Source organism: Nocardia sp. NPDC049149 (assembly GCF_043197455.1).
In the GTDB taxonomy this organism is placed as follows: domain Bacteria; phylum Actinomycetota; class Actinomycetes; order Mycobacteriales; family Mycobacteriaceae; genus Nocardia.
The window spans coordinates 86,226-111,587 of the sequence record NZ_JBICTD010000011.1; the positions used below are offsets into that span (position 1 = coordinate 86,226).

The 25,362-nt window shown below is 67.4% G+C and carries 26 protein-coding genes; 10 read left to right on the forward strand and 16 right to left on the reverse strand.

All coding sequences use genetic code 11. The annotated features are described in order from the left end of the window. Positions 1-232 precede the first annotated feature (232 nt). Together ACGFNJ_RS35555 and ACGFNJ_RS35560 are read right to left on the reverse strand one after the other, a co-directional pair. Positions 233-1,342 carry an alpha/beta fold hydrolase gene (locus tag ACGFNJ_RS35555; protein ID WP_393458685.1) on the reverse strand — a complete coding sequence of 370 codons (1,110 nt, stop codon included), beginning with the start codon at positions 1,340-1,342 and terminating at the stop codon, positions 233-235. A gap of 283 nt (positions 1,343-1,625) precedes the next feature. Further along, positions 1,626-2,057: a MarR family winged helix-turn-helix transcriptional regulator gene (locus ACGFNJ_RS35560; protein WP_069165683.1), complete on the reverse strand. Its 432-nt coding sequence runs from the start codon at positions 2,055-2,057 to the stop codon at positions 1,626-1,628. 93 nt (positions 2,058-2,150) lie between these two features. Here ACGFNJ_RS35560 and ACGFNJ_RS35565 point away from each other — a divergent pair, with 93 nt between their 5' ends. Continuing rightward, the gene (locus ACGFNJ_RS35565; protein ID WP_245746296.1) at positions 2,151-3,185 is read left to right on the forward strand and encodes a substrate-binding domain-containing protein; all 1,035 of its coding nucleotides are present in this window, start codon (positions 2,151-2,153) and stop codon (positions 3,183-3,185) included. 88 nt (positions 3,186-3,273) lie between these two features. Here the strand turns inward: ACGFNJ_RS35565 and purQ are convergent, their stop codons facing one another. Together purQ and purS are read right to left on the reverse strand one after the other, a co-directional pair. Beyond that, positions 3,274-3,951: a phosphoribosylformylglycinamidine synthase subunit PurQ gene (gene purQ / locus ACGFNJ_RS35570; protein WP_393458689.1), complete on the reverse strand. Its 678-nt coding sequence runs from the start codon at positions 3,949-3,951 to the stop codon at positions 3,274-3,276. Next, complete coding sequence (gene purS, locus ACGFNJ_RS35575; RefSeq protein WP_069165686.1) at positions 3,948-4,184, reverse strand: phosphoribosylformylglycinamidine synthase subunit PurS; 237 nt, start codon at positions 4,182-4,184, stop codon at positions 3,948-3,950. The genes purQ and purS overlap by 4 nt, the downstream gene beginning before the upstream one ends. A gap of 96 nt (positions 4,185-4,280) precedes the next feature. Here purS and ACGFNJ_RS35580 point away from each other — a divergent pair, with 96 nt between their 5' ends. After that, complete coding sequence (locus ACGFNJ_RS35580) at positions 4,281-4,925, forward strand: MBL fold metallo-hydrolase (RefSeq protein ID WP_393458693.1); 645 nt, start codon at positions 4,281-4,283, stop codon at positions 4,923-4,925. A gap of 43 nt (positions 4,926-4,968) precedes the next feature. Here the strand turns inward: ACGFNJ_RS35580 and ACGFNJ_RS35585 are convergent, their stop codons facing one another. Then, complete coding sequence (locus ACGFNJ_RS35585) at positions 4,969-6,330, reverse strand: dipeptidase (protein ID WP_393458696.1); 1,362 nt, start codon at positions 6,328-6,330, stop codon at positions 4,969-4,971. A gap of 232 nt (positions 6,331-6,562) precedes the next feature. Here ACGFNJ_RS35585 and ACGFNJ_RS35590 point away from each other — a divergent pair, with 232 nt between their 5' ends. After that, positions 6,563-7,960 (forward strand): glutamate decarboxylase, encoded by a 1,398-nt coding sequence (locus tag ACGFNJ_RS35590; protein ID WP_393458699.1) that lies wholly within the window; start codon positions 6,563-6,565, stop codon positions 7,958-7,960. Positions 7,961-8,115: 155 nt separating this feature from the next. Here the strand turns inward: ACGFNJ_RS35590 and ACGFNJ_RS35595 are convergent, their stop codons facing one another. From ACGFNJ_RS35595 to ACGFNJ_RS35605, 3 genes are all read right to left on the reverse strand, one after another. Beyond that, the gene (locus ACGFNJ_RS35595) at positions 8,116-8,817 is read right to left on the reverse strand and encodes a DUF2334 domain-containing protein (RefSeq protein ID WP_393458702.1); all 702 of its coding nucleotides are present in this window, start codon (positions 8,815-8,817) and stop codon (positions 8,116-8,118) included. Positions 8,818-8,948: 131 nt separating this feature from the next. After that, positions 8,949-11,126: a S9 family peptidase gene (locus tag ACGFNJ_RS35600; protein ID WP_393458705.1), complete on the reverse strand. Its 2,178-nt coding sequence runs from the start codon at positions 11,124-11,126 to the stop codon at positions 8,949-8,951. 225 nt (positions 11,127-11,351) lie between these two features. Continuing rightward, positions 11,352-11,738, reverse strand: coding sequence for a MerR family transcriptional regulator (locus ACGFNJ_RS35605; RefSeq protein WP_393458708.1), 387 nt, complete (start codon positions 11,736-11,738; stop codon positions 11,352-11,354). A gap of 47 nt (positions 11,739-11,785) precedes the next feature. Between ACGFNJ_RS35605 and ACGFNJ_RS35610 the strand changes: the two genes are divergently transcribed. Further along, entirely contained in the window at positions 11,786-12,895 is a 1,110-nt protein-coding gene (locus tag ACGFNJ_RS35610) for an alkene reductase (protein WP_393458711.1), read from the forward strand. Positions 12,896-12,905: 10 nt separating this feature from the next. Continuing rightward, on the forward strand, positions 12,906-13,931 hold the full coding sequence (locus ACGFNJ_RS35615) for a DUF2330 domain-containing protein (protein ID WP_393458714.1): 1,026 nt from the start codon (positions 12,906-12,908) through the stop codon (positions 13,929-13,931). A gap of 6 nt (positions 13,932-13,937) precedes the next feature. Here ACGFNJ_RS35615 and ACGFNJ_RS35620 read toward each other — a convergent pair whose 3' ends face one another. Next, positions 13,938-14,171: a hypothetical protein gene (locus tag ACGFNJ_RS35620; RefSeq protein WP_393458717.1), complete on the reverse strand. Its 234-nt coding sequence runs from the start codon at positions 14,169-14,171 to the stop codon at positions 13,938-13,940. 169 nt (positions 14,172-14,340) lie between these two features. Between ACGFNJ_RS35620 and ACGFNJ_RS35625 the strand changes: the two genes are divergently transcribed. Continuing rightward, the gene (locus tag ACGFNJ_RS35625; protein ID WP_393458720.1) at positions 14,341-15,546 is read left to right on the forward strand and encodes a sensor histidine kinase; all 1,206 of its coding nucleotides are present in this window, start codon (positions 14,341-14,343) and stop codon (positions 15,544-15,546) included. After that, positions 15,543-16,208, forward strand: a complete 666-nt coding sequence (locus tag ACGFNJ_RS35630; RefSeq protein ID WP_393458723.1) for a response regulator — start codon at positions 15,543-15,545, stop codon at positions 16,206-16,208. The genes ACGFNJ_RS35625 and ACGFNJ_RS35630 overlap by 4 nt, the downstream gene beginning before the upstream one ends. Before the next feature lie 25 nt (positions 16,209-16,233). On the opposite strand, the gene ACGFNJ_RS35635 is transcribed toward ACGFNJ_RS35630, so the two are convergent. The 6 genes from ACGFNJ_RS35635 to ACGFNJ_RS35660 form a co-directional block, all read right to left on the reverse strand. After that, complete coding sequence (locus ACGFNJ_RS35635) at positions 16,234-17,190, reverse strand: alpha/beta hydrolase (RefSeq protein WP_393458726.1); 957 nt, start codon at positions 17,188-17,190, stop codon at positions 16,234-16,236. A gap of 156 nt (positions 17,191-17,346) precedes the next feature. Then, positions 17,347-17,769: an HIT family protein gene (locus ACGFNJ_RS35640; protein WP_393458729.1), complete on the reverse strand. Its 423-nt coding sequence runs from the start codon at positions 17,767-17,769 to the stop codon at positions 17,347-17,349. Positions 17,770-18,033: 264 nt separating this feature from the next. Next, positions 18,034-18,600 carry a hypothetical protein gene (locus ACGFNJ_RS35645; RefSeq protein WP_393458732.1) on the reverse strand — a complete coding sequence of 189 codons (567 nt, stop codon included), beginning with the start codon at positions 18,598-18,600 and terminating at the stop codon, positions 18,034-18,036. A gap of 63 nt (positions 18,601-18,663) precedes the next feature. Next, a complete protein-coding gene (gene purB, locus ACGFNJ_RS35650; RefSeq protein WP_393458735.1) occupies positions 18,664-20,085 on the reverse strand; it encodes an adenylosuccinate lyase in 1,422 nt (473 codons plus the stop codon). A 6-nt stretch (positions 20,086-20,091) separates the two neighbouring features. After that, a complete protein-coding gene (locus ACGFNJ_RS35655; protein ID WP_393458738.1) occupies positions 20,092-20,730 on the reverse strand; it encodes a TetR/AcrR family transcriptional regulator in 639 nt (212 codons plus the stop codon). Positions 20,731-20,858: 128 nt separating this feature from the next. Continuing rightward, positions 20,859-22,022 (reverse strand): pyridoxal phosphate-dependent aminotransferase, encoded by a 1,164-nt coding sequence (locus ACGFNJ_RS35660; protein ID WP_393458741.1) that lies wholly within the window; start codon positions 22,020-22,022, stop codon positions 20,859-20,861. Between the two features lie 66 nt (positions 22,023-22,088). Between ACGFNJ_RS35660 and ACGFNJ_RS35665 the strand changes: the two genes are divergently transcribed. After that, on the forward strand, positions 22,089-23,069 hold the full coding sequence (locus ACGFNJ_RS35665) for a M23 family metallopeptidase (protein WP_393458744.1): 981 nt from the start codon (positions 22,089-22,091) through the stop codon (positions 23,067-23,069). Between the two features lie 4 nt (positions 23,070-23,073). Here the strand turns inward: ACGFNJ_RS35665 and purD are convergent, their stop codons facing one another. Further along, positions 23,074-24,351, reverse strand: coding sequence for a phosphoribosylamine--glycine ligase (gene purD / locus ACGFNJ_RS35670; protein ID WP_393458747.1), 1,278 nt, complete (start codon positions 24,349-24,351; stop codon positions 23,074-23,076). Positions 24,352-24,469: 118 nt separating this feature from the next. On the opposite strand from purD, the gene ACGFNJ_RS35675 reads away from it, so the two are divergent. Together ACGFNJ_RS35675 and ACGFNJ_RS35680 are read left to right on the forward strand one after the other, a co-directional pair. Then, the gene (locus tag ACGFNJ_RS35675; protein WP_393458750.1) at positions 24,470-24,847 is read left to right on the forward strand and encodes a PH domain-containing protein; all 378 of its coding nucleotides are present in this window, start codon (positions 24,470-24,472) and stop codon (positions 24,845-24,847) included. 65 nt (positions 24,848-24,912) lie between these two features. Next, a complete protein-coding gene (locus tag ACGFNJ_RS35680) occupies positions 24,913-25,338 on the forward strand; it encodes an HIT family protein (RefSeq protein ID WP_393458753.1) in 426 nt (141 codons plus the stop codon). The last annotated feature ends 24 nt before the right edge of the window (positions 25,339-25,362 follow it).

Below are 25,362 nucleotides of genomic sequence, written 5' to 3' on the forward strand. Positions count from 1 at the left end.
GTCGATTTCATAGCGTCCAGCTTCGAGCATTGCGGTTGTCTATCGACGCAGCGACACGCACTTATATGGCACTGACTACGCACAACGGGAACCCTTCTGCTTCTGGAGGTTTCGCTGATTTGACATTCACTGGAAAGTCGCGCATTCGGGCCGAGAATTCGCGCCGCCTATCTGTTGCCGTACAACAGTTCAGTGGCGCGCGGAGCACCTTAACCGCTCTCGATCCGAAAAGCTAATTCGACCCAGCGGCCGCGGAACGGACGCGCGCCAGAAAGGTATCGATGGCCACCCGCATGTCATGGTTGATCTGGAGGTGCTGGCCGGTGCCGACGACCGTCTTGAACTCGACCCTGCTCGCGGTGAGCCTGCCGACGAGGGCCGCGTGCAGCGGCGCGGGCACCGCGATGTCAGTGACGTTGAACAGCAACAGGATTGGATCGGTGTAGTCGCGGGTCGGCACACCCATGTACTCGGTGAGCACCGCGTGCAGGCGCTCGTCGAGCAGCGGCTTGGCCAGCAGCTCGCTGACCCGGACCCCTTGCACCACCTCGGCGATCTGGTCCTGGCAGAGGCTGGCGATGGCGTGGAGGATCTCCCGCCCGCGCGGCGTGAGGAAGCTGTCGATGTCCGCGTCCGGCCGCGCAACGCGGACGCCTGCGAGCACGCTCGTGAAGAAGACGTTGAGTGCGTCGCCGATGAAGCTGGGTAGATCGGGTCCCCACGGCCCTGCCATCGGCAGGAGGTTCTCCGCCTCGGATTCCGGGTCGATCGCGATCGAGCCGCGGAAGTCGAGTTCCGGCGCATAGGTGCGCTGCAGATAGGCCGCGCCGAGCGCCGCTTGCCCGCCTTGCGAGCCGCCGAACACCATCCAGGTCTTGGACAACGCGGGGATGCGCGACCTGGCCGCCTTCACCAAGTCGATGATCGCGGCGGCCTCGGTCTTCAATTCCAGATAGGGATGCGTCCCGGTGTCGAACCGGCCGAGCCCGAGATAGTCGGTCGCGAGCACGGCGAAGCCCTTGCCGAGAAAGCTGCGGAGAAACCCGTCCTCGATGGCCCTGCGCTCAGGCCACGGGCCGCGCGTCGGATCGGACTGGCCGCCACATCCGGCGCCGAGGCCGAAGCTGCCGTGCGCGAAGGCGAGCACCGGCCATCCACCTGCGGGCGCGGGTCCGTCCGGCATGAGCACCGCGCCGCTGACCGGTTGCGCGGTGCCGTCCGAGCCGGTCGTCCAGTACTCGACGACCGAACTGCCGTTGGTGCCACGCCACCCGTCGGCTTGGGGCAGCACGTCGATCACGGTTCCCGGCACGCTCGCCGCGCTCGCCGGTGCCACGGTCATCCCGATTGCGAAGGATGCCGACACTGCGGCAGCGACGGCCAAGCGCCGCCAGGAACCGAACGATCGCATCGGACACCACTTTCCGTTTCGGCAGAGACGAGCGCGCGTGACGGTGCAATGTTTTCGAGATGTTAGTTCCGAGCGGCACGATTCTACGCAGGTCAGGAATTGATACCGGTTCCTGCCGTGGTGTGTCGCACAGCGCTTTACCGCTTCTCACTCAGCGGAGCGCGAGAAGAAAAATATCAGACGTCCAGCATATTCGTAGGACGAATTGCCGTGACTACTCCGGATTGGTGGAAACCAACTCGAGCAGCCGCATCAGTTCGGCATAACGCCGTGCACCGATCCGCCCCCGCAGTTCCTGTTCCGCCCGCGCCTCCTCGGCCCGCACCGAGGCGACGAGCTCGGAGCCGAGCCTGCTCAACCCGATCAGGATCCGGCGACGGTCGTCCTGTGCGGCGAGCCGGAAGATCAGGCCGCGTTCGGCCAGGTAGTCCGCGTGCCTGGTCGCCGAGGACGGCGCGAGTTGCGACCTGGCCGCCAGCTCGCTCATGGTGATGCCCGTCTCACTGGAGAGATTCGAGAGCATCGACCACTGATCGGCCGTGAGCTGCCTGGCACACAATGCCGCGTCCAAGTGACGCAGCCAACCGCGTTCCGCGGCACGCAGCGCACCATGCAGCGTCGAGTATCCGCTTACAATGGTCGTCATTGTTATTCCTGCCTGCCATGAATTTCGCTCGAACGAGAAGAAGAGTACCGAATGTCAGCGTTCGGCGAGAGCCCAGAGGGCACTATCGAGATCTTGAACATTGTTCCGATGCAGGGACCAGGCGGTATCGTGGCCCCCTCCTGCGACGCGGCGATTTCCCTTGCCGTCGACGAAATCAACCGTGGCACAGGAATTCTGGGCAGGGAAATTCGTACTACGAATATCGATGGCGGGCGGGCGCCACACGAGGTGGCGCGTGAGGTTTCCGCGTTGCTCGCGACCGGCATGGTGGATGCGATCACCGGCTGGCACACCTCCGCGGTGCGGCTGGCCGTCTCGCGGGCGACCGAGAGCCGAGTGCCCTATCTGTTCGCCACCGGGCACGAGGGCCTGCCGAACGAGCGGCCAGGGGTGCTGATGCTCGGCGAACACCCGGCGGGACAGACGTTGCCCGCGGTGCGCTGGCTGGAACGCGAGCACGGGGTGCGGCGCTGGGCCATCATCGGCAACGACTACATCTGGCCGCGAGAGTCGGCCAAGGCGATCCGCCAAAGCCTGACCGATCCCGGCGCCATCGTGCTCGAGCGGTTCGTGCCGCTCGGCTCGCCGGACTTCGGCGACTTCCTGTCCCATCCCGCGCTCGACAAGGCCGACGGGGTGGTGATCCTGATGGTCGGCGCGGACGTGTCCCGATTCAACCGGCAGTTCGCCGCGACCGGACGCGCGGGTGCACAGCTGCGAATGAGCCCTGCCGCCGACGAGAACGTGCTGCTGGCCGCCGGTCCCGGCGCCAACCACAACTTCTACGTGGCCTCCAGCTTCTTCATCGACCAGCAGACCTCCGACGGTCGCGAGCGGGTGGCCGGCTATCGCAGGCTGCACGGCGAATTCGCGCCCGCGCTCACCAGCTTCAGCAACATGACCTACGAGGCCATCCACACGCTGGCCGGGATCGCGCACGCGGTCGGATCACTGCGCGTGCCCGATGTGCTCGGCGCGCTCGACCACGGCGTGCTGCTGGAAACCCCGAGCGGCCCGCGGGCCTTCCAGGGCAACCAGGCCATCCAGCACGGCTACATCGCCCGCGCGAACGGCGTCGAGTTCGACATCGTCGCCCGAATCACCTGAGTTGTTCGCGGCCCCCTAGTCTTGCGGGCCGCGAACGGCGCTCGCAAAACTCGCGCTGTCGTGGTTGCGAACCGAGTGATCGGCTCGGTCAGGCCGAGACCAAAGTGTCCAGCACCGAAAGGAACATGCCGAGGCCGTCGTCGCTCGGACCGGTCAGTGGCTCGGTCGCGTGCTCGGGGTGCGGCATCAGGCCGACGATGCGACCGTTGGCCGAGGCGATGCCCGCGATGCCGCGCTGCGAACCGTTCGGGTTCTCGCCCGCGTAGCGGAAGACCACTCGGCCTTCACCTTCGAGTTCGTCGAGCACGGCGGTGGACGCCTGGAACCGGCCGTCCTGGGACTTCAGCGGGATCAGCAGCTGAGCGCCGACCTCATAGCGTGAAGTCCAGGCGGTAGCGGTCGATTCGACCCGCAGCCACTCGTCACGGCAGATGAAATGCCGGCCGACGTTGCCGGTCAGCGCGCCGGGCAGCAGACCGGCCTCGCACAGCACCTGAAAGCCGTTGCAGATGCCGAGGACCGGGAGTCCGGTCTTCGCTGCACGCACGACCTCGCCCATCACCGGCGCGAACCGGGCGATCGCGCCGGCCCGCAAGTAGTCGCCGTAGGAGAATCCGCCGGGCACGATGACCGCGTCGACCTGCTTCAGATCGGCGTCGGCATGCCACAGGCTGACCGCCTCGGCACCGGCAAGCCGCGCTGCCCGTGCCGCGTCGACATCGTCGAGTGTGCCGGGAAAAGTGATGACCCCGATGCGGGCGGTCATGGGAGGCGAACCACCTTCCACTCCTCGATCACCGTGTTGCACAGCAGCGATTCTGCGATCTGCTCGAGCTCGGCGTCCCCGACATTGTCATCGACGTCGAGTTCGAATCGCTTGCCCTGCCGTACATCCGAGATGCCCTCGAATCCCAGGCGCGGGAGCGCGCCGACGATGGCCTGTCCCTGGGGGTCCAGGATTTCGGCCTTCGGCATCACCTCGACCACGACTCGTGCCACGCGTTGCTCCTCATGTGGTGGTGGGGGGTTACCTGAGCAGCGTAGTTGTGCTGCTCGGCCACGGCATCCGCGGGGTGGGCCAAATACCATGGCGGAATGCGCATAGCTCACTTCGGCCACTCCTGTCTCCTCGTCGAGCTACACGGCAAAAAGGTGCTGTTCGATCCAGGCACCTTCGCGCACGGCTTCGAGGGCCTCACCGATCTGGACGCGATCGCGATCACCCATCAGCACCCCGACCACATCGATCCGAACCGGATCGATGCGCTGGTCGAGGCGAATCCCGGCGCCAGGCTGCTCGCCGATCCGCAGACCGCGCAGCAGCGCGGCGGGCGGTGGGAGGCGGTGCACGCGGGCAACGTGCTCGCGCTCGGCGAGCTCCAGATCACCGGCGGTGGCGGCAGGCACGCGGTGATCCATCCCGAGCTGCCGGTGATCGACAACACCGTCTTCCAGCTCGGCACTCCGGACGACCCCGCACAGCTGGTGCACCCCGGCGATTCGCTGTGGGTGCCGCCCGTCCAGGTCGGTGTGCTCGCCCTGCCTGCCGCCGCACCGTGGATGCGGATCAGCGAGGCGGTCGACTATCTGCGCGCGGTCGCGCCACGCACCGCGCTGCCCATCCACTACGGCATCATCGCGCAGGAAGCGCAGGGCATCTACTTCGGCAGGCTGGCCGAAATGGGGCCTGCCGGTACGGAATTCACTGTCGTGGCACCGGAAGACCAGCGCGAGTTCTAGTGCGTCGTCCAGGAAGGTCGTGCCGAGGTTCCTGGACGGGGCACTACAGCCCGTCGGCGTAGGTGGCCAGGAACAGCGCCTCGGCCAATGCCATCCGCTCGATCTCGGCCGGATCCACGCTCTCGTTGGGGGCGTGGATCAGGCACGCGGGTTCCTCGACGCCGAGCAGCATGATCTCGGCCTCCGGGTAGGTGTCGGCGAAGACGTTGCACAGCGGAATCGAACCGCCCTGCCCCTGTGTCGTGGCCGCGCGTCCGTAGGCGGCGGCCAGCGCCGCCTCCATCGCCTCGCGGGCCGGGCCGCCGCTGCCGGACCGGAACGGTGCGCCCTTGCCCTCCGGTTCGATGGTGAGCTCCGCGTTCCACGGCGTGTTCGCCTGCAGGTGCGCGACCAACGCCTTGTGCGCCTGGTCCGGGTCGGTGCCCGGCGGGATGCGCAGGTTGAGCCTGGCCCGCGCCGCGGGCTGGATGGCGCCCGCCGAGCCGACCACCGGCGGTGCGTCGATGCCGAGCACCGTCAAAGCCGGTCGCGCCCAGAGCATGTCGGCCACCGTGCCGTCACCGGTGAACTCGACGCCGCGCAATACGCCTGCGTCCCTGCGGAACTGCTCCTCGGGGTACTGCACACCCGACCACCGCTGATCGTTCGGCAGCCCGGCCACCGTTGTGTTGCCGTGCTCGTCGCGCAGCGTGGCGAGCACGTGGATCAGGGCGGCGAGCGCGTCCGGCGCCGGTCCGCCGAACATGCCGGAATGCAAAGGGCCGGAAAGTGTTTGGATGGTGACGACGACATTGACGCTGCCGCGCAAGGTTTCCGTGAGCGTCGGAACGCCCGCGGCGAAGTTTCCGCAGTCACCGATCACGATCGCGTCGGCGCGCAACAACTCGGGGTTGGCCTCGACGAAACGCTCCAGCCCGCCGGTGCCCTGCTCCTCGGAGCCCTCGGCGACCAGCGTGACGCCGAGCGGCAGGTCGGCGCCGAGCGCGCGCAGCGCGGTCAGGTGCATGACGATGTTGCCCTTGCAGTCGGCGCTGCCTCGGCCGTACCAGCGGCCGTCTCGCTCGGTCAGTTCCCACACCGGCGTGCGCCATGCGGCGCCGTCCAGCGGCGGCTGCACGTCGTAGTGGCAGTACAGCAGCACCGTCGGTGCGCCGGCCGGCGCGGGGCGGGTGGCGATCACCGCCTTGCTGCCGTCCGGCGTCTCGTGCAGGCCGACGTCGGTGAGCCCGACCGCGGCGAAGGCGTCGGCGACCCACTGTGCGGCCAGGTCGCATTCCGATGCCGGGAACTGGCGCGGATCGGCCACCGACTTGAACGAAACAAGCTGTGCCAGATCGGTTTTCGCCTGCGGCATGAGCGCGGCGACCGCCGCGCGCAACTCGGCGGTACGGGGGTCTTCGCCCATTGCCAGCGCCTCACTTCTTCGTCTCGGCGCGCTCGATGTCGCGCTCCCGGTCCGACAACACAGCTCATCCACCATGGCACGAACTGATCAGTACGAAAAGTCGAATTTATCCGATCTCGACCGTCGGCGTGACCCGAGTCGACACGTTGCGGTGCGAACCCGAGCGGGCGGTTGTGTGATTGTGTTGGATGACCGCAGTTCGGTAACACGACGCGACTCCGGAGGCCATCCGATGTCCCACAGCGCAGACTCCGACGACCTGTACGCCCTACCCGGAATGAACCGCGTCGCACCGCGGCACGGATTCCCGCAGCACGAGCTCTTTTCCGAGGTCGCCTACGAGATCGTGCACGACGAGCTCATGCTCGACGGCGTCTCCCGGATGAACCTGGCGACCTTCTGCACCACCTGGGTGGACGACAAGGCGCGCAGGCTGATGGCCGAATCGCTGGACAAGAACATCGTCGACAAGGACGAGTACCCACAGACCGCGGAGCTGGAGCGGCGCTGCGTCCAGATGATCGCCGACCTGTGGCACGCACCCGACTCCGCCGCGACGAGGGGCACCTCGACCACCGGTTCCAGCGAGGCCGCGATGCTCGGCGGCCTGGCCGCCAAGTTCCGCTGGCGGCAGCGCGGCGGCACCGGAACACCCAACTTCGTGTGTGGATCTGTCCAGGTCTGTTGGGAAAAGTTTGCTCGTTATTTCGATGTGGAGATCCGGCAGATCCCGCTGCGCGGCGACCGGCTCACCATGCACCCGGACGACGTCGCGGCCTACTGCGACGAGCGAACCATCATGGTGGTGCCCACTTTTGGACAGACCTTCACCGGACTGTTCGAGGATGTCGCCGGAATCAGCCAGGCCCTCGACCGGGTGCACGCGGAGCGCGGCTTGGACATCCCGATCCACGTGGACGCGGCGAGCGGCGGCTTCCTGGCACCGTTCACGGCACCGGAGCTGGTCTGGGATTTCCGGCTGCCGCGGGTGAAGTCGATCAACGTCTCCGGCCACAAGACCGGGCTCGCGCCGCTCGGCGTCGGCTGGGCGATCTGGCGCGAGGCCACCGACCTGCCCGACGAGCTGGTTTTCAAGGTGGACTACCTCGGCGGCAGCATCGGCACCTTCAACCTCAACTTCTCCAGGCCGGGCGGGCAGGCCATCACGCAGTACTACGAGTTCATCCGCCTGGGCCGGACCGGCTACACCCGCGTCCAATCGACGATCTATCGCGCGGCCAGGCACCTGGCCGCAGGCCTGCGCGAGCTCGGCGGGTTCGAGATGATCCACGACGGCGATCCGCACCGTGGCATCACCGCCGTGGCCTGGCGGCTGACCGACGATCCCGGGTTCAACCTCTACGACCTGTCCGATCGGCTGCGCAGCAGAGGCTGGCTCATCGCCGCCTATCCACTGCCTGCGGACCGGTCGGACGAGACGATCATGCGGGCGGTGTTCCGGCACGGCTTCACGATGGACATGGCCGATCTGCTGCTCGCCGACATCGACCGATGCATGAAACAGCTGGCGCTGCACCCGTTTTCGACATCACTCACCCGGCAGGAAGCGGGCGGCTTCACCCACACTGCGACGGCTGCGATACCGGGCCGCACCGACGACAAGGACTGAGCTGCCCAGACGCCGCCGCCCGATTTACGCCATTCCCGGGCGACGGCGCCGATCGGATCGCTCGGCGAAACCGATCTCTTCAGGGAGCGCTTGCGAGGCGCGAATGCGCGAGGCCGCACGCGCCGCGATGCCCGACCTCATCGCGCCGCGGAACACTAGGCCGCGCGCGCGACGGCGGGCGGCTCCCAGCGATACACCTCGCCGACCGCGCCGTGGAACATGGCGAGATCGACCGCGTCGAGCATCGCCTGGCGCGGGCCGGACCGTTGCAGCTGTGCGGCCGAAACCGCAAGGCGCAGTACGCCACCGCGCCGCGCGGTGCGCGCGGCGCCGAGCACGAGCGCCCGGCACCACCACGGCTCGGCGCGGAAGCCCTCGCCGATGCCGTACACCCGAGCCTTCTGCACCGTGTTGCGTTCCAGGTCGAGGAGCGAAGTCAGACCGAGCGAGACCCGGAAACCGACCTCGGGCAGCGCCTCGATGGCGCCCGCCGAGGCGTCCCAGCGCGGGGCGGCGAACAGCCTGGTCCGCAGCTCGACCTGCTCCATCACCCGGTCCGCCGCGGTGAGCCGCAGCCGCGCCTCATGCCTTGGCAGCGTGGCGAATTCGGCGCGGCGACGCTTGGTCGCCGCCTGGTCGTAGCCGTGCAGCACGATGGCATCGCCCTTGGCCCGGCGGCCACGCAACCACGCCTGCGTCGCCGCATCCTCGACCAGCCGGTACTTGCCCTTCAACCGGGGCGCCACGAGCAGCGACAGTGGCACGCCACGCTGATCCATCTCGGCGGCGAACTGAATCGCCGCGTCCCGAGTGGTGTCCCTGATCCCGGAAATCGATACGATCAGCTCAGCGTTCATGAACCAACGGTGGCAGGGGTAGATGTACTAGGCGTGCAGGAAGTATGACCGGGCGACGAACACCCTGTCACACGTTCTCGCCGAAATCCGGATCAGCCGAATCGGGTATTTCGGGCCGAATATCTCGGAACCTACGCTTCCGCGAGACCGACCCGATCCAGCACCCAGGCGTACTCGAAGGCGACTTCCTTCCATTTCTCGTACCGCCCGCTGACGCCGCCGTGGCCTGCGCTCATCTCCGTCTTCAGCAGCAGCTGAGCATCACCGGTCTTGGTGGCCCGCAGCTTCGCCACCCACTTGGCCGGCTCGACGTACAGGACGCGGGTGTCGTTGAGGCTGGTGATGGCCAGGATGGCCGGGTAGTCCTTGGCCTCGATGTTCTCGTAGGGCGCGTAGGACTTCATGTAGTCGTAGACGTCCTTGTCCGCCAACGGGTTACCCCACTCGTCCCATTCGATGACGGTGAGCGGCAACGACGGATCGAGGATCGAGGTGAGCGGATCGACGAACGGGACGTTGGCCAGGATGCCCGCGAACAGCTCCGGCGCCAGGTTCGCCACCGCGCCCATCAGCAGACCGCCCGCGCTGCCGCCGTCGGCGATGATCCGATCCGCCGCGGTGACCCCGGTGTCGATCAAATGCCGTGCGCACGAAACGAAGTCGGTGAAGGTGTTCTTCTTGGTGAGCGTCTTGCCGTTCTCGTACCAGAGCCTGCCCATCTCGCCGCCGCCGCGCACGTGCGCGACCGCGAACACCATGCCGCGATCCAGCAGCGAGAGCCGCGAGACGGAGAACGACGGATCCATGCTCGCCTCGTAGGAGCCGTATCCGTAGAGCAGCAACGGTTTCGGCGACTCGGCCGCGGCGACGCCCTTCTTCCACACCAGCGAAATCGGGATCCGGGTGCCGTCCTCGGCGATCGCCCAATCCCGGTGCTGCTCATAGTCGTTGGCGTCATAGCCGCCGAGCACCGGCTGCTCCTTGCGGAGCAGCAGCTCGCCGGTGGCAGGCACATAGTCGAACACCTGGACCGGGGTGATGAACGAGGTCAACCCGATGCGCAGGGTCGGCTGCGCCCACTCCGGGTTCGCGCCGGCACCGACCGCGAACAGCTCCAGGTCGAAGTCCAGCTCTTTGCGCTCGCCATAGCCGCTGGCAGTCAACGGCCAGACCGCGACCCTGGTCAACGCCTCGCGCCGGTAGCTCAGCACCAGGTGATCGGCGTAGGCGTCGACATCCTCGAGCCGCACGTCGTCCCGGTGCCCGATCAGCAGGGTCAGCGCCGACGGGTCGGCGACCGGTGCGTCGGCGAGCACGAAGTTCTCCGCCTTCACGCCGTCGACAACGTCGTTGTGCAGGATCAGGAATCGGTCCTCGCCCGCGACCACCGCGTGCTCGGCCGAGTATTCGACGCCCTCGCGCCGCGGCAGGATGACCCGGAATTCGCCCTCGGGGTCGTCGGATTCGAGCACCCAGCCCTCGGTGGTGATCTTGGAGCCGACCCAGATCATCAGATACTTCTCCGAGCGGGTCGAGGTGATGCTCACCCAGTAGCGCTCGTCGGGCTCGTGGAACACCTTCACGTCGGCGACGGTCGGGCTGCCGAGGCGGTGCCGCCAGACGGTGTCGGGCCGCCAGGACTCGTCGACGGTCTGATAGAAGACGTGCGTGCCGTCCAGCGACCAGGTCGCGCCGGGCGCGGTCTCGGCGATCGCGTCGGGCAGCAGTTGCCCGGTGCGCAGATCCTTGAAACGCAGCACGTAGCGCTCGTCGCCGACGGTGTCCACCGAGTAGGCCAGCAGATTGCCATCATGGCTCAGCGAGAACGCGCCGAGCGCGAAGAAGTCGTGGCCCTCAGCGACCTCGTTGCTGTCGAGCAGCACCTGCTCGCCGGGCACCTCGGTGCCCGCTTCCAGCTGCGGCGGGGTCCACGCGTCGATGCCGTCGGCGTCGGCCGCGATCGGACACCGGCAGTGCACGCCGTACTGCTTGCCCTCGAAACTGCGCGAGTAGTACCAGTAGTCGCCCATCCTGGTTGGCACCGACAGGTCCGTCTCCTGGGTGCGCGACTTGATCTCGTCGAAGATCGTGTCGCGCAGCTGTGCCAGGTGCGCGGTCTGCGCCTCGGTGTAGCTGTTCTCGGCCTCGAGGTAGGAGATGACCTCCTGGTTCTCCTTGTCCCGCAACCATTCGTACTCGTCGACGAACACATCGCCGTGGTGCACGCGTTCGGTCGGCACCGTCTTGGCGATCGGGGCCGAAACCCCGTCGAGGTTGGAGATCGTTCCGGTACCACTGTCCACAGCCATGCGCTCCACCGTAGCGGCGCACGGACTGCCCGTCCCGGCAGGACCCGGCAGTGTTCTTGGCCGCGTGGCCGCGGCGCGGTCGTGGCCCCCTTGGTCTCGCGTGTCAGCACTCGAGACTTGCGCCTTCGGCGCGTGCGCTTCGAGTGCTGACACGCGAGACGGGCCACGACCGGGGCGCTCGTAAGACTCGCTCCGTTGTAGTTATTTTTGCGAAGCGCGGCAAGATCATTGGTGATCGGTCGAGCCTTTTGTCTTGGTGTCCGAGGCGGCCGCGATGACGCCGTCGAGGACGTCGCGGGTGCGGTGTAGGTCGCGCATGGCCTGTTCGATGCGCTCGCGTTCTTCGGTGAGCTTCGCCACCAGGTAGGGGGTGGCGGTCTCGGTCGGTGTGCCGTCCACATCGTGGATGCAGGGCAGCAGATCGCCGACGGTGTCGCTGTGCAGGCCTGCGGCGAACATCTCCTGGATGCGCCTGACCCGGTCGACGGCCGCCTCCGGGTACTCGCGCTGCCCGCCGGAGGTGCGCTCGGAGGCGAGCAGTCCCTTGGTCTCGTAGTACCGCAGCGACCGGACGCTGACTCCGGTCCGGTCGGCCAGTTCACCGATGCGCACGATTCGCTCCTTGACCTGACATTGATGTCAGGTTTTACGGTACAGGAATGACGCTGCTGACCGAATACCGCACTCCACTGCTCACCCTGCCCAATCGGATTGTCATGTCACCGATGACCCGGCTGCGCTCCGAGCCCGACGGGTCGCCGACCACCGACGTCGCCGACTACTACGCCCAGCGGGCAGCGGCGGGACTCATCGTGACCGAGGGCATCTGGCCGCATTCGAGCGGACAGAGCGAAGCATGGGCACCGGGGATACAGACCGAAAAGCACGTGCAGGCATGGCGCCGCGTCACCGATGCCGTGCACGCGGCGGGCGGACGCATCGTCGCCCAGCTGATGCACGGTGGCCGCAAAGGACATCCGCTCGGCCGCATCGATGGCTCGATGCCCGCGGGTCCGTCGGCGGTGCTCGATGAGGACTGGGTCCACCTGATCGCAGGCGGCAAAGCCGAACCGATCGTCCCCGAAGTCATGGACCACGCCGCCATCGCGGCCGCGATCGAACACCATGCCTCGGCCGCGCACAATGCCATCGCCGCCGGCTTCGACGGCGTCGAAATCCACGGGGCCAACAGCTATCTCAGCCATCAGTTCCTGGCCGACAACACCAATCTGCGGACCGACGAATTCGGCGGGTCGCTCGAGAACCGGATGCGGCTGCCGCTCGCCATCGTCGATGCGGTGGCCGGCGCCATCGGCGCGCACCGCACCGCCATTCGCCTGTCCCCCGGCAACCCGCAGTTCAACATGGTCGAGGCGGATCCGGGCCCGCTCTATCGCGAGCTCGTCACCGAACTCGATCGCCGCGGCCTCGCGTACCTGCATCTGATCGATAACGACGACTATCCGGCCCTGGCCGACCTGCGACCGCGGTGGCACGGCACCCTCGTCGCCAACGTCGGCGAGAACCGCGAGCCGACCTCCGCCGCGAGCGCCACCGCGGCGCTGGAGCGCGGCCATGCCGACCTGGTCTCGTTCGGGCGCGCGTTCATCTCGAATCCCGATCTGGTGCACCGCATTACGCACGACCTCCCGCTCGCCGACATCCGCGAGCACCTGCTGTACGGCCGCACGGCCGAGGGCTACAGCGACTACCCCCGCTGGGAGGCCAGCGAAACGGACACGCGTCAGCGTGTCGTCGGAGTGTCGTAGGCTCGAACGCATGGGTATCGCCGTGGGCAGTCGGGTGGCCGCTGCCGCGGCGATGCTGTGCGCGGTCGCCGGAATCGGCGCGGCGGCCCCGGCGTCGGCAGGCTCGGGCGCCATTGCGGCGCCGCCGGGCAGGCACGCATCGGTCGATCACGAGGCGGCGTTGCTCAGTTGGGACGGGCGACGGGAAACGCTCGTCCTAGACCTGAATCTGTTGGCCGACACCGACAATGCCGTGCTGGTCGTGCCGACGCCGACCCGAGCCACGCTGACACCGGTCTCGGAAACCACCTTCCTCGCCTTGAGTCAGCTGACCGTGCCGGAGATCGCGACCGAGCGCCGCTGGTTCGGCTCGCCCGAGCAGCCTACGGGCACACCCGACGCGCGGTATTCCGTGCTCACCTCGCCGCTCGGCCCGCTGGAGCTGACCAATTTCCCCGGTGACCAACTCACCGATCTGCACACCTGGCTCGGCAGCACCGGGTATGCGGTCGGCGCGGAATCCCGTGCCGCACTGGAGATGTACCGTCGCGACGGCTGGTCGTTCGTCGCCATCCGGCTGTCCCGTCGCGACTCGCTGACCGGGCCGCTCGACCCGATCCGGCTCAGTTTCGAGACCGATCGGCTGGTCTATCCGATGCGGATCGGGTCGACCACTCCGCAGGAAGTGCGGCTGTATGTACTGAGCGAACACCGAGTCACGCGTTCCGACGCCGATATGCACAGGCAGACGGTCGACGTCGACTTCGCCGGACGCATTGCAGGCAGCGACAATCCGACACTGCGGGAACTGACCGCTGGCGGCCAGGACTATCTGACCGAAATGTCGGTGTCGGTTCCGGAACCCTCCGCCGTCACCACCGACGTCACCTTCGCCGCCGCACCCACCGACGATCCGGTCCGGGCGCGCGTCACCCTGGTCGAACACGTGCAATTCTTCGGCATGCCGGCGGGCCTGGTCATCCTCGCGCCGGCGGCGCTCGCCGCGGCCTGCGTGCTGTTCGCGCTCGTCCGCACCCTCCGCAAACAACCCGAATAGCGGTCGCTAGGCCTCGAGCGCCTTCACCTTGTCATTCGCGCGCCCGGCCACGACGATCCCGAGCACGGTCGTCACGGCAAACGCGACGAGCTGGCCGGTCCATCCGCCGGGCACCCAATCGAACAGGCCCCACAACTGCGACTTGCGATGGTCGATGAGCAAGCGAATCACGGCCTGCGCCGAGACGACCGTCACCACCATCCCGACAATCTGCAGCGCGACCCACACGTTCTTGTCCATCACCGTCTCCTTCGTGATCCAGCCCCGTAGTTCTCCATTTCCCATGGTTGTCCTGGTGCGGGTGCACGCACATCGGTCGGCGGTCGACGGGCAGTTCATCCTTTGGTCGAACCGAATTCGCCCTGCAGGCCGATGCGCCGCCCGATAACCGGCGCTTACAGTCAGCCCCATGCCCTCAGCACCCCTGTCGTCGGCGCCGCCGCTTCGGCCGTGGTCACACGCCTGGCGACTGGCGTTGGCCGCAGCCATCGGCGCGCTGGCCTGGTCGACGGCGCGGGGGGAGCTTGCGGCGATCGGCGACGCGCTGCCGAGGTGGTTCCTGGTCGGCGATCCGTTGATCGGCGTGATCTGCGTCGCCCTGACCCTGTGGCGGCGCAAGTACCCGGTCACGATCGCTGCGGTCGTGACACTGGCTTCCACCGTGTCGGTGACCTCCAACGGTGCGGCCGCGCTGGTGCTGTGTTCGTTGGCCACCAGGCGGCGCTACCCCGAGACGATTGCTATGGCGATCGTCTCGGTGGCGACGGGCCTGCTCACCGAGAACCTGATCTATCCGAAACAGCCCGGCCCACAGCCGAATTGGTCGGACGTCGTGATACTCACGGCCATCGTCGCCGCCATCGTCGCGATCGGCTTCGCGGTCGGTGCGCGGCGAGATCTGGTGTGGTCGTTGCGCTGGCGGGCCGAAACCGCCGAACGCGAGCAGCACGCGCGGGCGGCCGAGGCACGGTTGCTCGAACGGCACCGCATCGCACGGGAGATGCATGATGTGCTGGCACACCGGATCTCGGTGGTGGCCATGCACGCGGGCGCACTCGGTTTCCGCACGGACCTGACCAGGGAACAGACCGCGGCGACCGCGAAAACCATCGCCGAGAACGCCCATCTGGCACTGCAGGAACTCCGTGAGGTGCTCGGCGTGCTGCGTGCGAGCGACGACGCCGCGCTCACCGACACCCCGGAGCCGCCGCAACCAACGCTCACCGACCTCGCTCGCCTGGTCGACGAGGCGCGCTCGGCGGGCATGGACGTGTCGATCAGCAACACCACCACGGCCGACCTGCCCGCGACCAGCGCGCGCACGGCGTACCGCATCGCACAGGAGGGACTCACCAACGCGCGCAAGCACTCTCCCGGCGCCACGGTGCTGGTGCGCATCGACGGCGGGCCCGGTCAGGACTTGATCGTCGACGTCGGCAACTCGGCGCCGCGGCGACCCGGCCTCGCGATGCCGTCGTCCGGCTACGGCCTGCTCGGGCTCACCGAGCGGGCCGAATTGGTCGGCGGCACTCTCGATTACGGTCCAGACGCCGACGGCGGCTTTCGATTGCGCGCCGTGCTGCCGTGGCCCGCGCTGACGACGAGCGACCGATGACCTCGCGCATTCGCGTGGTCGTCGTCGACGACGAGCCGCTGGCCCGCTCGGCGCTGACGCTGATCCTCGGCGGCGATCCGGAATTGGAGCTGGTCGGCGAGGCCGCAGACGGCGCGGAGGCGATCGCGGTGGTGCGTGCGCAGGCACCCGACATCGTGCTGATGGATATCCGGATGCCGGTGCGCGACGGGCTCGACGCCACCAGGGAACTGCTCGACCGCGCCGATCCGCCACGGGTTGTCGTGCTCACCACGTTCAATGCCGACGAGATGGTGTTGCAGGCGTTGCGGATCGGGGCGCACGGGTTCCTGCTCAAGGACACTCCGCCCGCCGAGATCGTCGCCGCCGTCAAGCAGGTCGCGGCGGGCAGGCCGATGCTCTCGCCCAGCGTCACTGCGCAATTGATCTCAGTCGCCACCGCGGCGCCGAGTCGGGAGGACGAGGCCCGCGCCCGCGCCAACGAGGCGCTCGACACCCTCACCGAGCGGGAACGCGATATCGCCGACGCGATCGCCCGCGGCCTGTCCAACTCCGATATCGCCAAGGAGTTGCACCTCAGCGTCGCGACCGTGAAGTCGCATATCACCAGGCTGCTGCTCAAGCTGGACGCCGAAAACCGGGTCCAGATCGCGATTGTTGTGCTGCACGCGGGACAGCGCTGACGAGATCGCCTGTGCCGGTGCGCAATCAGGCGCCGATGGCCGAGGAGATCGTCGGCCATGACGCGTGCAGGGTGTCCTGCCAGTAGGACCAGGAGTGAGTTCCGGTGGCACTGTGGTCGACTCGGGCCGGGATGCCCATCCCGCGCAGGCGTTGCTCGAAGGCGATCACGCAGCCATTGACGCCGAGCTCGATCGGGCCGCCGAGGAAGACGTTCTCGGCCAGTTGGGGTTTGATCTCCGTCTCGTGCGGGCCGGGGATGCCGGTGCCGGTGGACAGGTAGATCGTCTTGCCGCGCAAGGCTTCCGCCAGCTGCGCCGGATCATGCTCGGCCCAGCCCTGGCTGCCGGGCGGGCCCCACATGTTGAGCGGGTTGCCGCCGCGATTGGTGATGGAGAACAACACCGCACCCATCGCCAAACCTGTGTCAGGGCAGGCACTGTAGCCCGCGACGGCACGGTAGAGCCACGGCTTGCGGGCGGCAAGGATGAAGGCCGCGTTACCGCCCATCGAGAGGCCGCCGATCGCGTTGACGCCGTTGCCGTTGAACGCGGCATTGATCAGCGGCGGCAGTTCCTCGGTCAGGAAGGTCTCCCACCGGTAGCGGCCGAATCGGGGATCGTCCTGCTGCCAGTCGGTGTAGTAGCTGGCCTGCCCGCCCACCGGCAGCACCACGTTGACCTGCTGGCCAGCGAAGAACCGCTCGGCGTCGGTGGCATTGGTCCAGGTGCTCTGGCTGACACCGGGATCGAGCCCGTCGAGCAGGTAGTAGGCGGGGCGTTGGCCGCCGCCCGCCGGATGCAGCACCTGCACCTGGACGGTGCGGCCCATCGCGGGCGAATAGATGAATACCGCTGCGCGCGTTGGACTCAGCTCGTCGATCCGCTCGAGCCGCGCGGCGGCGGCCGTCGCAGGTCCGACGATCGCGGGCCCGCTCACCGCAACAAAGGTCAGCACCGACACAGCAATCAAGGAAAGCCGCACGTCACCACCTCCATCACCGCATGACAATGGCCCTTCAACGTAACCCAGCCAGCGTCATCGGGGAAGAGAAAGTGATCTTCGGCGCTCTTTCAGCAAACCGTCCAGTCCGTACCGCGCGTCACTCCGGACCCACCCGTAACGAGCCAATCGTGCCGATCAGCGATCGAGCGCACCCCTGATCGAACCTGCCAAATAGTCCAGGTCAGCACGCTGCGGACTGGTCGGACGCCCCCGCAACCCGAACCCGTCCCCCACCGTCCGCGGAATCACATGCAGGTGCACATGAAAAACCTCCTGCCCCGCCGTCACCCCGTCGGCCAGGAAGAAGTTGACCCCGTCACAACCCACCTCGCTGTCCCGCAACGCCGCGGCCAACCGCTGCCCCACCTGGAACAACTTCCCGCCGACCGCCGGATCCAACTCCGCGAGACTCCGCGCCGCCACCTTCGGCACCACCAACAGATGCCCCGGCGTCATCGGCCGAATATCCATGAACGCCAACACATCATCGTCCTCATACACCACACTCGCCGGCGCCCGCCCAGCAACAATGTCCCCAAAAATCGTGTACGGATTCACCCCGAAACCCTATCCCGACCCCAGCGCCCCTCCTCCGGGAAATCAGTACCGCACAGGCCTGGCCACCCCCATGCTGGGCGTCAGCTTCCGGCACTAGCTGGAAGAAGTGGACCCGGCTCCTCTACGGACGGTGAGCAGCTGGGTTTCGCGCTTTTCGGACGCCCACATTGTGTCGCATCAACACAATCGCATAGTCACCACCCAACGCATGCAGTATCCTGAACACAGCTTCCGGCACTAGCTGGAAGAAGTGGACCCGACTCTTCACCGGACGGTGGGCAGTCGGGTTTCGCGCTTTTCGGGCGGGGCATCAACATCAATTACTGCTCGCACCAAGGGCATAACCAGCGTCTTCCATGCACCGCCTGCCCCATACGCCCAGGCCACCGCATCCGGCCACCACAATGCAGGCTCAGTGTGCGGCAAAAGATGAACGTATGGAAGCTGAGCAGAAGCCTTCCGGAGCACCGTGGCGATGCAGTGCCGATCACGATGATCTTGACTTTCCCTCGACTCGATCACCAACCGGGAAGCTTTTGCATCGACCAGATCCGTCACCAACTCGACAAGGCAGTCCGCTCGCGTCTCAACTTCTGTGCCGCGCCCCTCATAAATCGCTACGCCGACACCGGCGGACCGCGCCATCGCGCCCAAGATCTGCCGCCGACGCGGCTCGGGCTCGTGATTGAAGTGCCATCGACGTTGGCCCGGCAGGCAGAAGCTGCGGCTCAGCGTCCGAACATGGTGCAGTCGATCGCAAGGCACCATGACAGCGCACAACAGGTAGCGGTCCCGGCGAATCGACTCGTCGACGAAGGCGTGGAAGGGCACCGAGGGACGATACCCGTTCGCTATCGCTCAAACGATCGAATTGCTGCGAGATGGCAGCGGGCGCTACAGGATTGGTGACGGGGTGTAGCGGGCGGCGTCGGGGTACTGGTCGACGAGTTTTTGGACCTGGCCGATGACGTCGGAGACTTGCGCTTCGGCGGCGCCGATGAAGGCCGACTTGTCGGCGAGGGCGGTGTCGAGGGCGGCGCGGTCGAGCGGAAGACGGTCGTCCGCGGCGAGGCGGTCGAGCAGGTCGGGTTCGCGGCCCTGCTCACGCATGGCGAGTGCGACGGCGACGGCGTGCTCCTTGATGACCTCGTGCGCGGTTTCGCGGCCGACGCCCGCGCGGACCGCGGCCATCAAGATGCGGGTGGTGGCGAGGAAAGGCAGGTAGCGGTCGAGTTCGCGGGCGATGACGGCCGGGTAGGCGCCGAATTCGGCGAGCACGGTCAGGAAGGTCTCCATCATGCCGTCGATCGCGAAGAAGGCGTCCGGCAGCGCGACGCGGCGCACCACCGAGCAGAAGACGTCGCCCTCATTCCATTGCGCGCCAGCGAGTTCCGCGGCCATCGACGCGTATCCGCGCAGCACCACCTGCAGACCGTTGACGCGCTCGCACGAGCGGGTGTTCATCTTGTGCGGCATCGCCGAACTGCCGACCTGGCCGGGCTGGAAGCCCTCGGTGACCAGCTCGTGCCCGGCCATCAGCCGGATGGTGTGCGCGAACGAGGACGGCCCTGCCCCCACCTGGACCAGCGCGGAAAGCACATCGTGGTCGAGCGAGCGCGGGTACACCTGGCCGACGCTGGTGAGCACGGTCGCGAAGCCGAGGTGCGTGGCCACCTGCTGTTCGAGCTTCGACAGCTTGGCCGGATCGCCGCCGAGCAGGTCGAGCATGTCCTGGGCGGTGCCCATCGGGCCCTTGATGCCGCGCAACGGGTAGCGGTCGATCAACTCGCGCACCCGGGTGAGCGCGATGAGCAGTTCGTCGGCGGCCGAGGCGAAGCGCTTGCCGAGCGTGGTGGCCTGCGCGGCGACATTGTGCGAACGCCCCGCCATCACCAACGCCTGGTATTCGGCGGCACGTTCGGCCAGCCGGGCCGCGATCGCGACGCCGTGGGCGTGCACATGCTCGAGCGAGAGCCGGATCTGCAGCTGCTCCACGTTCTCGGTGAGGTCGCGGCTGGTCATGCCTTTGTGCACATGCTCGTGCCCGGCGAGCGCGTTGAATTCCTCGATCCGCGCCTTCACATCGTGGCGGGTGACCCGCTCGCGCTCTGCGATGGAGGCGAGGTCGACCTGTTCGAGCACGCGCTCGTAATCGGCGAGCACGCCTGCGGGAAGGTCGATTCCGAGTTCGGACTGGGCCCGGAGCACCTCCAGCCACAGCCGCCGTTCGAGCACGATCTTGTTCTCGGGCGACCACAGACGCACCAGTTCAGGGCTGGCGTATCGAGTGGCTAAGACGTTCGGGACGGCGCTCACGTCGTATCAGTCTAGTGTGCGGAAACCATCCACTCGCTGGGGCGTCGCCGGTGCGACGATATCGATCACCTCGAGCAACGCGCCGCGGGCCATCCGCCGCGGTTCCGGTTCCTGTTCGGTCAGCGCCGCGACCACCGCACCGTCGACCACCGCGACCAGCCTGCGCAACTGCTCAGGCCGCACCAGGCGGTCGGAACGGCGTAGCACGTCGGCGAGCAGCTCATCGAGCTGAGCACGCAGCCGCAACTGGACCTCCCGCAATTCGGGATGCCGCGCCGACGCGACCGAGCGCTCGTAGCGGGCGATCAACTGCCCGCGCGCGCCCTCGTCGTGCCCGTCGGTGCCGACCAGCAGATCGAGCACCAGGTCGACGGTCGCCTCGCCGCCCCGCCTGCGGTGGCTGACCTCGCCGACCCGGCGGCGCATCGCCTCGAGTTCCACGTTGCCGCTGAACTCGACCGCGCGCGCGATCAGATCTTCCAGTGATTCGAAGTAGTAGGTGGTGGACGCCAACGGTAGGTCGGCCCGGGTCGCGACCGAACGATGCCGCACCGCCTCGAATCCGCCTTCCAGCAACAACTCGGCGGCAGCAGCTACCAGAGCCTGGCGACGCCGTTCGCCTTTCGGGGTCGTCGCGGTGATCACCGTGCCATCGTGCCAGTCGTCATCAGTTCTTCCAGGGGAAATCAGGGAGGAATAGCAACCATCGTTGTTTTACCGCATCCGCGCGGCCACGGTGCCGAACTGCGGAAAGTTGTTGCCGGACACGACGATCAGACTGCCAGATAGTGCCCTAGACGGACCAGTGCCTCTTCGATATCCGCGGTGGCTCCCGCAAAAGAGAAGCGGACTGTCCGATTTCCGTGCACGGTGTCGAAATCGATGCCAGGCGCAAGTGCCACACCGGTGTTCGCAAGCACGTCCGCGCACCAGGTTCGCGCGTCGTCGGTGAGATGCCCGATGTTCGCGTAAGCGTAGAAGGCTCCGTCGGCGGGTGCCAACTCGGTGATGCCGAGTTTGGGAAGACCGTCGAGCAGCAGCTGCCGATTCACCGCGTATCGGCGCACGTGGCCGTCGAGCTCTGCCTTCGCCTCCGCGCCGAAGGCGTGCAGCGCCGCGTATTGGGAGATGGCGGGCGGGCACACCGTGAGGTTGGAGGCCAGCCGCTGCAGCGCGGGCCGCAGACTGCTCGGCGCCAGCATCCAGCCGAGCCGCCACCCGGTCATCGAAAAGTATTTGGACACCGACCCGATGACGACCGATTCGCGCGAAGTCTCCCAGGCCGAGGAAGTTCCGGTGTGGCCGCTGTCGTAGGTGATGCCGTGGTAGATCTCGTCGGAGATGAGCAGCGTGCCGTGCGCGTCGCACCAGCGAGCCAGCGCGGCGAGTTCGGCGGGGGCGATCATCGTGCCGGTCGGGTTGGCCGGGCTCGCGACTACCAGTCCGGCGGGCGGCTCCGGCAGTGCGTCCAGCATGGCAACGGTCGGCTGGAATCTGGTTTCGGCGCCGCAGTCCAATTCGACGACCCGGCAGCCGAGTGCGGTGAGGGTATTGCGGTAGGCGGGATATCCGGGTCTGGCCACCACCACGGTGTCGCCCGGGTCGAAAGCGGCCAGGAAGAGTAAGGAGAACGCGCCCGACGATCCGGTCGTGACCACCACGTCGTCCGGGTCGACGGGATAGCCGTAGGTCGCGGTGTGATGCTCCGCGATGACCTCGCGCAACGGCAGGATGCCGAATGTTTCGGTGTAGCCGAGCAATTCGGAGGCGATCGCGGCCTCGGTGGCCCGCAGCACGGGCACGGGCGCAGGCGTCGACGGCTGGCCTGCGGCGAGCACGAGCACGTCTCCGTGCGTCCTTGCCCGTTGCGCGGCAGCTTTCCAGACGTCCATCACGTAGAAAGGTGGAATGGTCGACCGGCGAGATTCTCTGGACACCCGAAGGACGGTATACGGTCGCGCCCGGGTTACCACCAGCTTTGTCCCGGGGTTAGGGTCGCCTTGATGCTCGAGAAGGCTCGTCGGGCTGGGCTCGACCGCATACGCGGAGTGGGTGGCATCGGGGTCATTCCGCCGGATTGGCGTGCCCGGTTGCGGGAACGACCCGCGCGCGGCTTCGGTACCGTGTTCGATCGACTGAAGGCCGCGGCGGCGACGCTGCGGCGCGATCCGCGGGAATTGTGGGAGCGACGAGCCGAGTTGCGTGCGACATGGGACAAGCGGCCGGATCGCGACGAGCTGCTCGCCCTGCTCCGCAAACATCGGGTGCTCCTCGCCGGGCTGGCCGTCACCATGGCTTTCGCCGCGGGTGATGCCTCGTTCGACGGCACGATCAGCACGAGCACGCCAGGGCAAGACCATGCGCAGCGCGTCGCTGTCGCCTACCCCCCGCAGGTGCAGTCCGCGCCCTCGTCGGTGCGTCGCTATCTGAATGCCATCGCCAACGGCGAACGGCTCCGCGAACAGGAAGTGGTTCAGGCCGCGGCCCGCGCCACGCTGGAACGCGCCAAAGCGGAGGCCGCCGCGGCCACCGCAGGCGAGTGGCAGCCGTGGATGACGAGTGGCGCGACGACGCCTGGCGCGGTGCTGCCGGGTATCACCGGTTATGTCATGCCCGCGCGCGGCGCGTTCACCTCCGGATTCGGTTCTCGCTGGGGCACTTTCCACAACGGCATCGACATCGCTGGCCCGATCGGCACGCCGATCTACGCGGTCGCCAACGGCACCGTCATCGACGCGGGACCCGCCGAGGGTTTCGGGCTCTGGGTGCGCATCCGCCACGACGACGGCACCATCACCGTGTACGGCCACATGTACGACTTCTTCGTCTCCCGCGGCGAACGCGTCCCTGCGGGCATGCAGATCGCGCGCATGGGCAACCGCGGCGACTCCACCGGCCCGCACCTGCATTTCGAGGTGATCATGGGCGGCCAGCACGTCGACCCACGCCAGTGGCTTGCCTTACACGGCTTGAACTTCGGCTAGTACGTCAGCTGGGGACGGCGATGCGATCCTCTACGGCGGCGAGGCCGATGTCGGTGCGGTAGTGGCTGCCGGGCAGTTTGATCGAGGCGATGCGTTCGTAGGCGTTGACGCGGGCCTCGGCGAGGTCGGCGCCGACACCGACGACGTTGAGGACACGGCCGCCCGCGGAGACCAGTGCGCTGTCTTCGCGCAGCGTGGTGCCCGCGTGCAGCACCGCGGTCGGCTCGTCGAGGGCGCCTTCGCCTGCACCGGTGATCACGTCGCCGATGCGCGGGCGTCCCGGGTAGTTTTCGGCGGCGAGCACCACGGTGATCGCGGCGCCGTCGCGCCAGCGCGGGGCGGCGACCTGGGCGAGCGTGCCGGTGGCGGTGGCGTTGAGCAGTTCGCCGAGCGGGCTGTCCAGCAGCGCGAGCACCGCCTGGGTTTCGGGATCGCCGAAGCGACAATTGAATTCGACGACCGCGGGACCGGCCGCGCCCATCGCGAGACCGGCGTAGAGCAGGCCGGAGAAGCCACTGTCACGGCGAACCAGTTCGGCGGCAACGGGTTTCACCACGTCCTCGACGATCGCGGTCAGCGCGTCCTCGGACAACCACGGCAGCGGCGTGTAGGCGCCCATGCCGCCGGTGTTCGGCCCGGTGTCGCCGTCGCCGACTCGCTTGTGGTCCTGCGCGGGCAGCAGCGGCACCACCGTCTCCCCGTCGACCAGGCAGAACAGCGACACTTCCGGCCCGTCCAGGAACGACTCCAGCAGCACCGGATGGCCTTGTTCGAGCAGTTCGGCGCCGTGATCGCGGGCCGCGCGCCGATCGGCGGTGACGACAACACCCTTGCCTGCGGCGAGCCCGTCGTCCTTCACCACCCAGGTCGGCCCGAAGCGATCCAGCGCAGCGTCCAGTTCAGCCGGGTTGTCCACGATCTCGCTGTGCGCGGTCCGCACACCGGCGGCGGCCATCACATCCTTGGCGAAGGCCTTCGACCCTTCGATCCGTGCGGCCGCGGCCGACGGACCGAAGCAGGCGATCCCGGCCGCACGCACCGCGTCGGCGACGCCGAGGACCAGCGGCACCTCCGGCCCGATCACCACGAGATCGGCCTCCGACTCGATGGCCAACGCCACCACCGCCTCGGCCGAGCAGGGATCGACCGGCCTGGTCCGCGCGTGCTGCGCGATACCCGCGTTGCCTGGTGCGGCGACCAGCGCGGTCACCGCTGGGTCCCGGCGCAGCGCCAGGACGAGGGCATGTTCACGGGCTCCGGAACCGATGACGAGTACGCGCACGGCAGACAGCCTAAAGGGCGCAGCCACACCGGTCGGCGAAGGGGATGATGGAAAGGGATGGTTCGGGCATACCGCAGCTCGGCCACGCCAGCACAGACCGCGCAAAGGATGGCAGACAATGGGTCTGATCGATGGACTGATGGGCAATGCCGGACGGATCGATCCCGGCCAGGCGCAGCAGGAATACGCGAAGCTGATGGGCAACGGTGAACAGATCTATGCCGCGTACCTGCTGGTCCGCGACGCCATCCTGTTCACGAATCGGCGCCTGATCCTGGTCGACAAGCAGGGTGTGACCGGCCGAAAAGTGAGCTATCACAGCATTCCCTACCGGGCGATCACGCACTTCTCGGTGGAGACCGCAGGCACCTTCGACCTGGACGCCGAGCTGTCCATCTGGATCTCGGGCAGCCACGAACCGTTGCAGAAGCGGTTCAATCGTCAGGTCGACATCTACGAAGTGCAGGGCATCCTTTCGCATTTCGCGGCGGTGTAGGGCCGTCGAGGTGCGCGCCGGAACCGGCGCGCACCTATGCCCGGCGCGCGGCTAGTCTGCGAGGCATGGCTTCTGTCTTCAGCGCGATCATCGCAGGTCAGCTTCCCGGTCGATTCGTATGGGAGGACGACGATTTCGTCGGTTTCCTCACCATCGCACCGGTCACCACCGGTCACACCCTGGTGGTGCCCCGCAAAGAGATCGACCAGTGGCAAGACGTCGACGCCGACACTTTCGCGCGCCTGAACGGTGTCGCGCAGAAGATCGGCCAGGCGGTGCGTCAGGCGTTCGACGCACCGCGTGCCGGCCTGCTGATCGCGGGCCTCGAAGTACCGCACCTGCACGTGCATGTCTTCCCCGCCTACACCATGGGCGATTTCGACATCTCGGGCGCGGACACCGACCCGAGCCCGGAATCCCTGGACGAGGCGCAAACCAAGATCAAGCAGGCGCTGCGTGACCTCGGGTACGGGTCGAACGTTCCGGAGTGAGTACGGGACTCGAAAGAAGAACAC